The sequence below is a fragment of the Pectobacterium versatile genome, assembly GCF_003932035.1.
Taxonomy (GTDB): domain Bacteria; phylum Pseudomonadota; class Gammaproteobacteria; order Enterobacterales; family Enterobacteriaceae; genus Pectobacterium; species Pectobacterium versatile.
Window position 1 is genome coordinate 1,817,514 of the sequence record NZ_CP034276.1, and the last position, 13,703, is coordinate 1,831,216.

Genomic DNA, 13,703 nt, shown 5'->3' on the forward strand with positions numbered 1-13,703 from the left:
CAGAGCGTATAAATTGGCGCTGCGACGCAGCCTTATCTGACCGCGTCGATGATGAAAAAGAGGGGGGAAGGGTAAATTGTAGGAAAGCGTGATGTATCTTTAGAGCCTACTCATTCGATGAATCAACAAGCTGTGCCAGTTCCGCCGCGCTCAACTGAGTAATCTGACAAACCTGAGTAGGTTCCATGCCGCTAAGCAGAAGCTGACGAGCAATATTTTGAGCACTGGCTTTCATGCCATGCAGTATCCCTTGCTGTATGCCATGCTTGATGCCTTTTTCAAACCCGATTTTCTCAAGCTGCTGTGCGATGGTCATGATCGCCTCCCGATCCGTTGACAGAGACTGCGCGACGGCCTCAATAAACTCTGCTGGCCTTGAGGTGTTGCCGCTTCGTGCGATGTAAAAAAGTATCGCTCTTTTTTGTGGCAGCGGTACCTGCCAGCGCTCAAATAATAGCCCGATATCCTGTGCTAATTCCAGCATATCGCGCGTGCGAATGTGTTTTTGCACCAGTTCCAACAGCGCCACGCGGCGATGCGTCTTGATGTCCTCATCCGGCATCACCGTTAGGTCAACCAAAGGAAAGGAGGTATTGTAGAGTTTTTCTGCCTGAATAGCGTCAGCAAAACCGTCGAGCCAGCGCAGCGTATAGGGATAAGGGCTACGCTGGCCGTGATAAAACAGTAAAGGAACGACGAGTGGCAACGTATCGTGACCTTGAGAGAGGTGCTGCTGCATAGCAGCCAGCGCGTAGCGCAGCAGGCGAAACGGCATCAGCTTTTCTGGGCGACTCTGGTGCTCAATCACACAATAGATATAACCTTGCCCTGTGGTGGTCTGAATTGAATACAGCATATCCGATATTCTTGCGCGCAGTTCCTCGTCCACAAAAGAGGCTGATTGCAGTTGCAGCGAGCTGAAGTCGCAGATAGTCCTGATTTCTTCTGGCAGATGGATGGCGAAGAAATCCTTTGCGACGGCTGGATCGCTGAGAAACTGTTTAAAAATCGCATCATGCGCGGCCATGCTGTTTTTCCGTCCCTGAATAATCTGTAGGCAATGGTAAAAGAAGCGGATATGGGCAGGGAAGAAGCGCAGAGGACGACTGCGTTGGTATGGAAGGACGTACGCAAGAAAAGTGAGAAATGAAAGCAACGACGCGACCTCACTGGGAGCGAGATCGCGTTAAGGTGTGAGGGTTAGCTCTGTTGCGTGGTCAGCCACTGGCGCAGGCGTTCGGGCTGCTGGGCGCCGCTTAGGCGAGCTTGTTCTTCACCGTTTTCGAGCCAGAGCAGAGTTGGTAGCGTCCTGACCGCCAATTTCTCTGCCAGTGCGATGTGATGGTCGGCGTCCAGATAATGACTTGGTAATTGACGGTATTCCTCGTTATCCAGAATCGCTTCTAACTGGCGATAGAGGCTTTTGCAATGGACGCAGCGCTCCGCGCCGACCAGCAGCAGCTGTGGGCCACGTTGTGCAGCCAGTTCAGGCCAACGGTCGGCGGTGAGTGGCGCAAAACGCTCACGGTTGACGGCAAAGAGCTTCGGGCTGCGCTTGAGATCTTCGCTGTCGGTCGCGACACACAGTGCATCGCCGCTCTTTTTATAAGGACGCGTGCCGTCAATACGAATCACGCTGGCGAAGCCGGGCGCGGCGGCTCCGGGCTGGCGTAGTTGAGTATTATCAGGGGCAATCACCGGAGTTTCCTGTGGGCGCGACAGCTGCGGCACCCATTCATAGGGGACGCGGTAGGCGCGATACAGCATGTTGGTGTTCACCGTCTTGCCCCAATAGGGGGAAATAAACTCCCAGACAATTTCATGATCGGCGGTGACTTCAAACAACCGACCGTTGGCTCCTTCGTTAATCAGCGTATTGCCGTTCGGCAGGCGCTGGATATTACTGATGTACGGGCTGTAAAAACGGAAGGCGTCAGTCGGGTGCGGAATGCCTGCTTCGTAGGGCGAATAGCGCCAAACAATATCCAGCGTGACCGGGTTGATTTCCAGTACGCGGGAATAGTCACGCCAGGCGTTTTTCACCCCGTCAGCCGATGCCGGGTTGGGCGCGCCGTAGCCAGCCCAGCCGCCGTTATCAAACACCAGAATATTGCCCGCGCCCGGTAAGCCTGCGGGGATCATATGCGCGTGGTGCTGGCCGATAATCCAGCCGATGTGTTTGAGCTCAGGCGTGTTGTAGTTGGGGCCAAGCTGCCAGACAATATTGCCGCTCTGCTTGTCGATGATGGCAATGATGTTGGATTCGCGCGCGTCCCAGATGATGTTATCTGGGTGGAAACGGGTATCGCCTTGATCGAACCACGGATTGGGGCCGAGTGCCGACATGGAGTTGATGTGCATCCAGTCGCCCATCCCACCGCCGCTTTTGCGCAGGTTGGGATTGTTGTACAGCGCGGTTTTTGCGTCGTCATCAAAGCCGAGTTCATCGAAATGGTCGCTGCAACGCCACTCCCATAAAATATTGCCCTCCCAGTCCACCTCGATGATGGTGTCGTCGAGCAGCAGTTTGTCGCTGATCCGTTCATTATGCAGGTTGGTATGCGCCAGCAATAATGTGTTGCCGCCAATCGACTGTGGTTCTTGACCCGGCGCGTAATAGCCGACCGGATTGCCGCTGCGCTGGTAGTCATGGTGGACGCGTGCCATCCATTCTGGCGGAAGGTCAGGATCGGTAATGTGTTCATAGCCGTTGAATTTCCAGACGACGTTGCCGTCCCAGTCGACCTGAATCAGATCGACCATGTCCTGCATGCCGTAACGCGAATCACGTTCGCCGCTGTGCCCGAGGATGTAACCGCCGGGCAGGATTTTGTTAGGGAAGCCGTGCAGACCTTCCCACAGGCGCAGTTCGGTGCCGTTCATATCCACCAGCACCGCGCCACGTTCCAGCGCCTGAAAGACGGTGTAGCCGCCCCAGGCTTTTTCCGGGTTGTAAATCGTTGTGCCGGTCGGGTAGACGGAAGGGTGTCCCATAATGGTGCTCCAGTGTTTACGTGTTCAGATAAGAGGGGTCGGCAGCCGTATCGGCAGGCTGCGTCAGCAGTGCGAGCAAGTCGCCGCACTGCTGGTGAAAGGCCTGACTGTCACGCTGGCGTGGATGCGGCAGCGAAATGGTCGCAATCTGGCGGATACGTCCCGGTCGTGGTGCCAGCACGACGACGCGATCGGCGAGATAGACGGCTTCCTCGACGTCGTGAGTGACCAGCAGCGTGGTCGTGCCTTCTGCCTGATGAATGCGGCGCAGCTCCTGCTGCATCTGCTGGCGGGTCAACGCATCCAGTGCGCCAAAAGGTTCATCCAGCATCAGGATACGTGGATTGGCGACGAGCCCGCGTGCGATAGCCACACGCTGCGCCATACCGCCGGAAAGCTGGGCGGGCAGGGCATCGGCAAAATCCTGCAAATGGATGAGCTGAATAAAATGATCGATCAGGCGCTTCCGCTCTTTGCTATCGATGGCTTCATTCGCCAGTCCAAGTGCGATGTTTTGCCGCACCGTCAGCCACGGAAACAGGCGCGGTTCCTGAAACACCATGCCACGCTCACGCCCGATGCCGCGCACGGTTTTTCCTTCAACCAGCACGCGTCCCTGATAGTCGTTGTCCAACCCGACCAGCATACGCAACAGCGTGGATTTGCCGCAGCCGCTGCTGCCGACAATCGCCACCAGTTCACCGCTGTGAATCGACAGTGAAAAATCATCGATTACCGTCAGCGACTCACCCTGAACACGAAACTGTTTACGCAGCCGATCGAACTGTACGACTGGCGGTGATACCTCAAGGGTTGTGGACGTCATGCGATTTCTCCTGCGGAACGCCAGCGCGTCATCCGCTGTTCCAGACCTAATCCGACGCGGTCGAGCACCGCGCCCGTTAATCCAATCAACAGCATGCCGCTGATAATCAGGGGCATATCCAGTAGCTGTTGGGCGTTGATCATCAGGCTGCCGATCCCGGTGCCGGATGACATGAAATATTCAGCGCCGATGGTGCCAAGCCAGGCGTAAATCAGCGACAGACGTAAACCAGTGAAGATCGCGGGCGCGGCCCCCGGCAGGATCAGTACTCGCAGGCGGGTTGATAAACGTAGCTGCAACACCTGCGCGACCTCTTGTAAGGCTTGTGACCGCTGGCGGATACCGCGATGGCTGGCCACCAACATGGGGAAGAACGAGGCCAGCGCCACAAATGTGATTTTCCCAGTTTCATCGTTGCCGACCCAGGCCGTCAGCAGCGGCAACCAGGCAAACAGCGCGATCTGGCGCAGTGTCGCAACCGTGGGCGTGAAGAGCGCGTCGCTGGTGGCATTCAGCCCGAGCAGCACGCCGCACACGAGGCCCGCGACAATCCCGCATGCCGCACCGGCGAGCGCGCGGGTCAGACTGGCCTGCATCGCCTCGGTGAGTGAACCGTCACGCACGCCTTGCAACAGCATGTGCCACACGTCGGCGGGCGGTGGCAGCAGCAGCGGATCGACCCAACCGAAACGGCTGGCCTGTTGCCAGAGCAGCAGAAGCAGAAAGGGTAAAACCAACGCGGATAAGCGACGAGACGGTGTAGCGGTTAAGCGGCTGAGTGGCGGATGTGGCCAGAAAACCAGACGGCGTTCCAGTTGATTGATTGCCCACTCCATCGTCAGCCCTGCCAGCCCAATGACGGCGATACAGACAAACACAATATCCAACTGAAACAGCTGGCGTCCCCATACCAGCAGGTAGCCAATGCCCTGAGACGATGCTAGCAGTTCAACCACGATCAGCGACACCCACGCCTGCGAGAGCGCCAGCCGTAAGCCGGTTAACCAAGTGGGTAGCGCGGCGGGCAGCGTCAATTTGATGAGGCGCTGATACCACGGCAGGCGCAGAGTGCGAGCGACTTCCTGTAGTGCATGCGGCACGTTACGCACGCCTGTTTGCGTATGCAGTGTCACGGGGATAATCACGGCCTTGATGATGACGGCGAGCTTCAGGCCGTCATCGATGCCGAACAGCACCATAAACAGCGGTATCCAACCCAGCGTTGGAATTTGTGCCAGCGCGTAGACCGTCGGGTGCAGCAGGTGTTCGGCACGGCGTGAGGCTCCCATCAGCGCACCAAGTAGCGTCCCCGCCAGTACGCCAGCCAGCAGGCCGCTAGCTAGCCGTTGCAGGCTGATAAAGAGCTGCGGCAGGAGATCGTTGTGCCAAAGTTCGACGGCGGTTTTAGCGACGATGTCGGGAGCCGGGAGAATCTGGGAAGGCATCCAGCCGTAATGGGTGCTGATATACCACAACGCCAGCAGCGCCAGCGGCACAATTAGTGGTACTACAAGCGGCACCCCTATTGACACGACAAGAGAATAGACCCGCGCTACCGGCAGTGCAGGCCAGACGATCGCGTTTTTTTTCAGCAGTATCGACTTATTCATTTTATTCCCGAAAACCATCGCAGCTGGATGAATAGGGAATAAAAAACAGGTTTCAAGGTTGAACGCCAATGCAATAAAGCGATGGTCGTCGTGCAATAAATGCATACGCGTAGCCCAAGCCCGCCAGCCCTGATTTATGCTTTTTTCCGCTGAACAAACCTGTAAATGTTATTTAAGACTGACGCCGACGGTTCGCTAGTTTCATGACAGATGAAACGAATTATTAAGGAAAACCGTATGCAACAAGCCACCCTGTTGGTCACCGCCTCGTCGATAACGGCATCTTCCCGCTGGCGCTGGGGGATGAAGGTATTAAGTACTGCCTTGCTGATGGGCGCCGCGCTCGTTTCCACCGTTCAGGCAAATGACGCCGCCCCGCAGGAGGCACAGAAGCCGACGGAGATTCGTATTGGTTTGCCGGATCAGAGTGCAGGCAGTAAACCCTTTATTCGCGGGCCACTGGGGTTGGCGCATATTCGCCAACAGTTAGAGAAAGAATTTGAGCCGCAGGGTATCAACATTCGCTGGTCGTTCTTTAAAGGAGCAGGCCCAGCGGTGAATGAGGCGCTGGCAAACAAGCAGCTGGATGTGGTGTATCTGGGCGATCTGGCGGCTATTATCGGCCGTGCGGGTAGTCTGCCAACGCGGGTGCTGGTGGGGTCGCGCGGCTCTAATTCTTATCTGGCGGCGACGCCGGAATCTGGAATTCAACGCATTGAAGATTTACGCGGCAAGCGGATTGCGGTCTACAAGGGAACGGCCGATCAGCTGTCGTTTGAGCGTGCGATTAAAAGCGTCGGGCTAAACGAGCGCGATGTGCGAGTCATTAATCTGGACTGGACGGCAGGCAAGGCTGCACTGGCGGCCAGACGCGTGGATGCTGTGTGGGGCGGCGTCTCTCTGCTGGCGTTGCGTAAGCAGTGCATCACTATTGTGACCACCAGCCGGGCGCTGGGCTGGCCGAATACCACGCAGGCCGCGGTGCTGGCGACGCAGGACTTTATCGATCGCTACCCGGGCACGACGCAGCAACTGGTAAATGTGCTGGTGGACAATGCGCAGTGGATCGGCGATGCGCAGCACCTGCCGGAATACACCGCGCTCATGGCCGAGCAGAGTCAGATTCCGCAGACGATTTTTCAGGAAGAATTGAAAGCGGAGGATCTCCCTTTCCAAAGCTCGCCGCGTCTCGATCCGTTCCTGCTCAGCAGCTTGCAGGACAGCATCGAGCGGGCGAAAGCCGCCGGGTTGATTCGCAGCACGTTCTCGGCCAGCGACTGGTTTGCTGGCCAGTTTGTTGACCGAGCACTGAAAGCCAAAGGGCTGGAATCGAACTGGGCAGTGTATGATGCCAGCGGTAATCCTGCGAAATAATCACGAATGCGCTCACAGGGTTGGCAGTGCCGGAGCCGGTGAGCGCAGCCTGTCCTGTGCCAATATGCTTTCGATCATCAGCTCGGCCAGCGGTGGTAGCGTTCTCTGCAAACAGGTGACAATACCGAAGCGGGTTTGCATATTTGCCCATTCCGGCGGCGTGCCCGTCAGCGGAATTTCTACCAACTGATGACTTAATCGACCCAGCGCAAAGCCATCCTCGCTAGCGAAGCTGATGGCCTGCGTATGCCGCAGGATGCTGAAAACAGAATAGATATGGTCACACTGAATCTGTGGCCGATAATCGGGCTGGCGCGTTAAGGCGGCCAGCACCTTGCGCATGCCGACGGGCATAAAAGGGGAGGCGAGCGGAAAGCGCAGGAGATCGTCCGGCGTGACGTTTGCCTGCTGTACCAGCGGGTGCGAAGAGTGGCAGATAAAAAAGCATCGCTGCTGGCTTAATGGCTGGACATGGAGGTTGGTTTCCATTTCGGCCTGCCAGGTATCGGCAACGATAAAAGGCCACTCGTCGGCTAGCAGCCGTTCACGCAGGGATTGCCAGTTATCCACGCTGTAGGTGACTCTGGCTCGCGGACGAAGGGCGTGGAAATGTGCGACCGCCTTGGGGATCAGCGTGGTAGACGGTGCTGGGCCGCAGCCAAACGTCAGTTCGCCTTCCTGCGCCTCGCTGATCTGCCGCATGTCGGTCATCAATTCCCATGACAGCTCCTGCATACGCCGTGCAAACGGCAGCAGCGTATTGCCCTGCCACGTCAGCGCAAAGCGGCGGCTCTGGCGGTCGATAAGCGGATGCCCCATCGTTTGTTCCAGCGCCTGAATGCTGCGGCTGAATGCCGATTGCGACAGGCAGACGGCCTCAGCGGCCTGTACAAAACTCCCATGTTCGGCCAGTGCAAGAAAATTGCGTAATTGCCGTAAATCCAGATGCATATTGCAGCTACCTACCGTGTCGATTTTTCCCACTTTTTAGGCGGAGGTCGGATGCCAACGCAATGAACAAAATGTTATAAGTTATAGCGAATTGATTACGATGGGACCCCAGCGCGCGCAGGCCGCTGTCTGACGCGGTCAGTGGCTATTTCGCCAGCGCGCAGGAAAAATCCTGAATTTCTTCCACGGATCCGAGACTCATATTGAACACGTCCAAACTGCTGGCGAGCAGCACCTTTTCGCCCGTCGGCATGGAGACCATTGCAAGGCCGTATTTGCCGATAGATTCATTCTGCTGCTGTGCGTAGCGATCGAGCGTTTTGAACGGATCGCTTTGCGCCAGTTCGTTCACCGCGAGCGTTTTTGCCAGATAGACGTGCCCGTTAATTTTTACTGGCAGCGTTTTCCAGTCGGCAGAGAGCGTTGGGAACTGCTGGTTCAACGTTTGATAAATCTCCGGGCGCAGGCAGGCAATGTGGATATGCAGCTGGTTTTGTGTACGGCCATAGCGTGAGTTAATCGCCAGCGAGAGATAATCATCTCTGATCGGCTTACCAGCTTCGCGCGACAGATGGCTGCGGTTCGCCCATGCCTGTTCGAAGAAATTGGGCGTGTCTTGCTGCAACAGCGTTGGACTCTCGATGCCGCTGATTTTATCGATAGGGAGCAGCAGGTCGTGATAGGGGCCGTTTCTGTCGTCAAAAAGCACATAGCCATTCGCCAGATTGACGTCCAGACAGGGGGCGGGTTTACCGTTGGCTGTTGGTTGGGCACGCACTGTTCGCTGACGATCTCCCACAGCGCATTGCTGTTTCCCCGACCAACTTTCCACCATATTGTTGTGGCTGCTGCGAGTAAAATGATGGCAGAAACCGTGAAGATCAGGATCGTGTTACGTTTCATGACGGGTCTCCGGCAGGCGCACGAGGCGCAAAGTAGCAGGGAAAAACGGGGCATGAGAATTCAGTGATAAGCCAGCAGTATGGGGCAGGGGTAATGTCATTAATATGACTTTGGTGCAAGGAGACATCCTAATCGGTAACGGATTGTAAGGGTGAAAGACGGTAGGTTAATCCGTAGGAGATGGGGATAAAAGGCATTCAATGCGATGCTATCGGGATGGCTGAACACCATCCCGACAGGTTGCGACGGTACGAATACCGATAATAGAAATCAGAACAAATCGACCCGCACGTCCACGCCAACGGTTCGGCCTTCATTGACCTGCGCGTAGCCCGATGTGCCGCTCATAAAGCCAAAGGTGCGGTAGCGGCGGTCGAAGACGTTATCCACATAGCCAGCGATATTCACCCGGTCGGTGGCCTGCCAACTGAGGCGCAGGTCAGTCGTGGTATAGGTACCCTGACGCAACGCGTTGTCGCCGTCGAAGTAGTGAGGCCCAACCACATTGAAGGCCAGACGCGGCATTAACGCGCCGAACGAGGTATCAATCAGTCCGTTCAGGCTGGTGCCAGCCCCGTAGCGCGGTACGAAGGGCACGCGCTTATCCTGATAGCTTTCGCTGTCGCCGGTAAATTCAGAGCGGACATAGGTGCCATTGATATCCCATGACCAGTTAGGAACGAACTGCCACTTCAGCATCATCTCTACACCGCTGGCATCGGCGCTACCTGCGTTGCTGAGCGTTTGCATACCGACTGGGCCGGAATACAGCTGCATATCACGCGTGTGGGTATGGAACACCGCACCCTGAAGCTGCACATCGCCGCTCTGATAGCGCGAGCCGATTTCATAGTTAATCGATTTCTCTGCGCTGTATGGAATGGCCTGTGTGCCGGCGGCAGGTGAGTAGTTAAAGCCCGTTGGCTTGTAGCCCTGCGCGACGCGGGTATAGACACGCCAATCATTATTCAGCAGATAGCTGGCGGAGAGCTGCCCCAGCACCTGATCGTCATCGACGCTATTGCGATCGCCTACGTTCATGCCGGAGAACTGCTGGTGGTAACGGGTTTCGGCGCTATCGTGTGACACGCGCAGCCCGCCGCCCAGATCGATACGGTCAGTCAGGTGCCAGGTCAGATCGCTGTAGGCGGCTAACGTCTCCGACGACGTGTTGGCATTGCTCTTCATGAACGGAGAACCCGCCGTGCTGTAGGTCAGATCGAGTTTTTCACGTGTGTTCTGTCGGTAAAGACCGAACACCATATCCACCTCGCGGCCTGCACCGTGTGTCGCAGCACGCAGCTCCTGCACGTCCTGATTCCAGCGCTCCGGCATATCGGCAATCAGCGTACCGTTCGGGAACGTGCGGTCGTAATTTTGCTGCTGCCACGCGCCAATCAGGCTAAAAATCCAGTTATCGGTGGTGTATTTTCCGCTCAGCGACTGACTGTGCGTACAGCGGCGCAATGTAGGATCGGGCGCGCCAGCGGCGATCTCCAGCGTTCGGTTTTTGGCATCGCCAAACGGCAGGTAAGTATCCTGCGTGGCGCGCGTGCAGTCTTCCGTCAGTGCCAGACTGGTTTCCCACGGCTGATCATCGGGTGCCAGCCGCAGTCGAAGATTCCCGACGCTGGATTTTGTCCCGCCGAGATTGTCGCTGCCGGTAGCAGGGTTAGTCATCGCGCCCGAATCGACCTGACGCAGCAGCGTGACGCTACCGTACAGCAGGCCATCTTGAATGGGGCCGCTGAGGTTGATTTTGCCGTGATAGCCGTCACGGCTGGCGACGCCACCTTCAACATAGCCACGCGGCGTGCTGTCCGGTTGCTGAGTGACGATATTGATAATGCCGCCCTGAGCGCTTTTACCGTACAGCGTTCCCTGCGGGCCTCGCAGCATTTCGATGCTTTCCACATCGGAGAGTGCCTGCACGGTGTTGGTGGCGAGCTGCGGTATGCCGTCCACGTAGACGGTCACGGCTGGGCTGTAGAAATCCTGTGCGGAAGACACACCGCGCAGTGAGATTGACGGGAACAGCAGGCTGCCGTTATTGCCGAGGTTCAGACCGGGCATCACACGGGTTAGCTTATCGGTACTGGTGACGCCAGCGTCTTTCAGCTCCGGTGCCGTCACGACGGTGGAAGAGACGTTATTGGCCGAGGCAGAATATGGCGACTGTTTGCTGGCGGTGACAACAAGCGTATCTTCCTGAGCGGCAAAGGCATAAGAAGAGAGAAATACGCCGGTTAAGGCAAGCGGATAAAGACGCATTATTTTCATTATTAAATCCCTGAAAAGACTAAAATCGATGTCAAAGGCAACGGCTTTCATCACGACACGCTTTCTTACGATACGGAAAGCTACGACACGGAAAGCGTGTGAGACAGAGAATGATGAAAGTTAAATGATAATCGTTTGCATTTTTTGAGCTACCCGTATCGGGTCTATTTCAACCCGAATACAGCAGATGTCCTGCACGTTCTCCCTGTCATGAATCCTGTCCCTGTTGGTTTGCAACTACGGGGGACGTTCCCTCTGAAAACGCGCGGGAAAGCCGTACCGATAGCCGCTTGGCGGGCCACAGGCTGGCGACTGCGAAGCAGGCCAGTACGCCTAGCGTGGTCTGATAATTTGTGTGATGCGCGAGCTGAAGCGCGGCAATCGACACAATCATGGCGACGGCAGCATCGGTCGATTGGAACAGCGCATAGTCGGAAGCGGGCTGATGCGGTCTGACTAATCCCATCAGAACGTTGTATAGCGTGACAAACCCGACGGCGGCAGCCAGATTGACCACGCCAAAGAGCGCGATCCAGGCGTTCAATGAATACAGCGGGTAGCCGACGGCCAGCACAATGGCCAACAGAGCGTGCACAACCATCACGGGCAGCAGGCAGCGCAGTGCGCCCATACGTCGAATCAGAACATTGGCGAGCACAATCCCTACGCCGCTGACGGCGGTGCTGTACACCGTCATGACGATACCCAGTTGGCTCAGGCTAAGCTGTCTGTCGATCAGCATGACGGTTTGTAGCGCCATCATGCCGCGCATTGCCAGATAGAAAATGGCCGTGAAGGCTAATACCGGCCAGAGCGTTTTAAACGTCAGACGATTTAGCGTCGGGCGTGCGGCTTGTTGGGTTTGATGATGCTGAGTCTGACTGTGCTGAATAGGGGATTGTTGGAGATAGCGCAGCGGCAGGATGAGCATCAGCAGCGACAGCCCCGCCAGCGCGAAGAAGCCACCTCGCCAGCCCGCCTGTTCCGCAATACTCAGGAACGCATAGGAACCGAACAGAATGCCCAGATAGCTGCCGCCGACCTGTGCGGTATTCGCCAGAGCACGACTGGACGCGTTGGTGGTGCAGATCGTGATGCCGTCGGCATAGATATCGTGGCTGGCGGAGAGCAGCGCCAGCAGCATCAGCGCGATGACGATTGTCAGGACGGATTGTTCGGGCGAGATGACCCCAATCACGACCAGCGTCGCCGCCATCGCGATCTGGAGCAGCACCAGACTGCCTAAATAGGGATTACCGCGCAGGGGAAGTGCGTGACGCTCACCCCACGGTGCCCACAGGCACTTGGCAATCCACGGCAGAAAGGTCAACGACAGCCAGCTTAGTTGCGCCAGATCCAGCCCGGCATGGCGAAAATAGCCCGCCACGCCTTGCATAATGAGGGCGGTGATCATGCCCTGATGGAGGTAGAAACACCAATAGGGTAGATAACGTGTCATCGAGTTATGCGTCATGGTTTGTTGCGATCCAACCGCGTTATCGCCAGCGCTTCAAGCGAAGTGACGACGGTAAAATAGGCGTGCGTCTCAAAGAAAGGATGTGGTGTTGCAACGGAATGGAGCATGGCGGTTTCTCCTGCTTATAATGGAGAAAATGATAATCATTCGCTGTTGCAGCGCTACCCGAATCCAGTCTATTTGTACCCGTATCGGGATGAACGGTGGCGTTGGCTATCGACTAAATGTTCAGACGCTTGAAAGCGGAAGGTGTAACGCCGAACTGTTTTTGGAAGGCGGCGCTAAAGTGGCTAGCATTGGCGTAGCCCAGATCGGTGGCGACCACCATAACCGGCGCACCCGTGACAAACAGGCGACGCCGCGCTTCGTGCATACGTTCCGCCTGAAATAACCCATAGATGCTGTTATTGAAGAGCTGGCGGAATCCGCGTTTCAGCTTGAGCACGCTTAACCCAGTTTCTCTGGACAGCATGGCGATAGTGGGGGCCTGTGACAGATCTGCCAGCAGCAGATCTTTGGCCCGCTGCAGCTTTTGGCGATCGGACTGGCTGAACGTGTCCTGCTGGGAAACCGTGTCGGCATGTCCGGCGACGGCGAGGCTGACCAGAATCATGCTTTGCCCCAGCAGCCACAGCGGCGCATGGCGGTTTTCACCGGCCTGCTGTGGATGCGTCAAGCTGGACAGCGCGTGGCTCAAGACCTGAGCGGTTGCCCGCATCTCGGCATTGCAGTCGCAGTGGGTGCAGAGCCGGCCAGAATCCAACTGCTGTTGCAGGTTACCGGTGAGATCTGGCACCCAGTTAGCCAATAGCTCAGGGCTCAGCGACACGGTGACGCTTTCAAACTGCCCAGCGTAGGATGACGTACCCTGACAGTTCGGGGTATAGCTAATACAGCCAGCCCCTTGCTTCAGCACGTGCTCTCGTCCCCGATCGCCTTTCAGTGAAAATTGCGAATCTCCCTGCAACGAACAGGAAAAATTGATGCGTCCCCAGTCGTCATGCAAATGCATGGTCGTCGGCTGCCGGAATTGCCCGCGCCACACCAGAATATCCAGCCCTTCCTGAAGCGTAGCACGCAGCAGGCTACAGTCCGCACCGGTATCCGGCCGCATAACGTGCAGTTCAGCGATTAAATTTGAAATGGTGACTTCAGGCTCGCGGGCGGATTTCAGTGGGGAGGCATTCAATGGGCAGACTCCAGAAGATACGGGGTGCGGTCATCGGACGATCCGATCATGGGACGAGCATCGCAACGCGGTTGATGACGATAACCCGTACCGATTCGG

9 protein-coding genes and 1 pseudogene are annotated in these 13,703 nt (G+C 56.6%); 1 reads left to right on the forward strand and 9 read right to left on the reverse strand.

Going from position 1 to position 13,703, the window contains the following annotated elements:
* Window positions 1-106 precede the first annotated feature (106 nt).
* From EIP93_RS08130 to EIP93_RS08145, 4 genes are all read right to left on the reverse strand, one after another.
* Window positions 107-1,027 carry an Rpn family recombination-promoting nuclease/putative transposase gene (locus EIP93_RS08130; protein WP_107333085.1) on the reverse strand — a complete coding sequence of 307 codons (921 nt, stop codon included), beginning with the start codon at window positions 1,025-1,027 and terminating at the stop codon, window positions 107-109.
* Window positions 1,028-1,200: 173 nt separating this feature from the next.
* Window positions 1,201-2,994, reverse strand: coding sequence for an aryl-sulfate sulfotransferase (locus EIP93_RS08135; protein WP_125232541.1), 1,794 nt, complete (start codon window positions 2,992-2,994; stop codon window positions 1,201-1,203).
* Between the two features lie 16 nt (window positions 2,995-3,010).
* Window positions 3,011-3,820, reverse strand: a complete 810-nt coding sequence (locus tag EIP93_RS08140) for an ABC transporter ATP-binding protein (RefSeq protein ID WP_125232542.1) — start codon at window positions 3,818-3,820, stop codon at window positions 3,011-3,013.
* Entirely contained in the window at window positions 3,817-5,430 is a 1,614-nt protein-coding gene (locus EIP93_RS08145; RefSeq protein WP_107333722.1) for an ABC transporter permease, read from the reverse strand. The genes EIP93_RS08140 and EIP93_RS08145 overlap by 4 nt, the downstream gene beginning before the upstream one ends.
* A 237-nt stretch (window positions 5,431-5,667) precedes the next feature.
* Here EIP93_RS08145 and EIP93_RS08150 point away from each other — a divergent pair, with 237 nt between their 5' ends.
* Window positions 5,668-6,804 (forward strand): ABC transporter substrate-binding protein, encoded by a 1,137-nt coding sequence (locus EIP93_RS08150; protein WP_125232543.1) that lies wholly within the window; start codon window positions 5,668-5,670, stop codon window positions 6,802-6,804.
* A gap of 12 nt (window positions 6,805-6,816) precedes the next feature.
* Here EIP93_RS08150 and EIP93_RS08155 read toward each other — a convergent pair whose 3' ends face one another.
* The 5 genes and pseudogenes from EIP93_RS08155 to EIP93_RS08175 form a co-directional block, all read right to left on the reverse strand.
* On the reverse strand, window positions 6,817-7,755 hold the full coding sequence (locus EIP93_RS08155; RefSeq protein WP_039473546.1) for a LysR family transcriptional regulator: 939 nt from the start codon (window positions 7,753-7,755) through the stop codon (window positions 6,817-6,819).
* A gap of 145 nt (window positions 7,756-7,900) precedes the next feature.
* Window positions 7,901-8,658, reverse strand: a pseudogene (locus EIP93_RS08160) (CDP-diacylglycerol diphosphatase).
* A 270-nt stretch (window positions 8,659-8,928) separates the two neighbouring features.
* Window positions 8,929-10,938 (reverse strand): TonB-dependent siderophore receptor, encoded by a 2,010-nt coding sequence (locus tag EIP93_RS08165; protein ID WP_125232544.1) that lies wholly within the window; start codon window positions 10,936-10,938, stop codon window positions 8,929-8,931.
* Between the two features lie 208 nt (window positions 10,939-11,146).
* Complete coding sequence (locus EIP93_RS08170) at window positions 11,147-12,397, reverse strand: MFS transporter (protein ID WP_241229568.1); 1,251 nt, start codon at window positions 12,395-12,397, stop codon at window positions 11,147-11,149.
* 238 nt (window positions 12,398-12,635) lie between these two features.
* On the reverse strand, window positions 12,636-13,604 hold the full coding sequence (locus EIP93_RS08175; protein ID WP_103972622.1) for a helix-turn-helix transcriptional regulator: 969 nt from the start codon (window positions 13,602-13,604) through the stop codon (window positions 12,636-12,638).
* Window positions 13,605-13,703 lie beyond the last annotated feature (99 nt).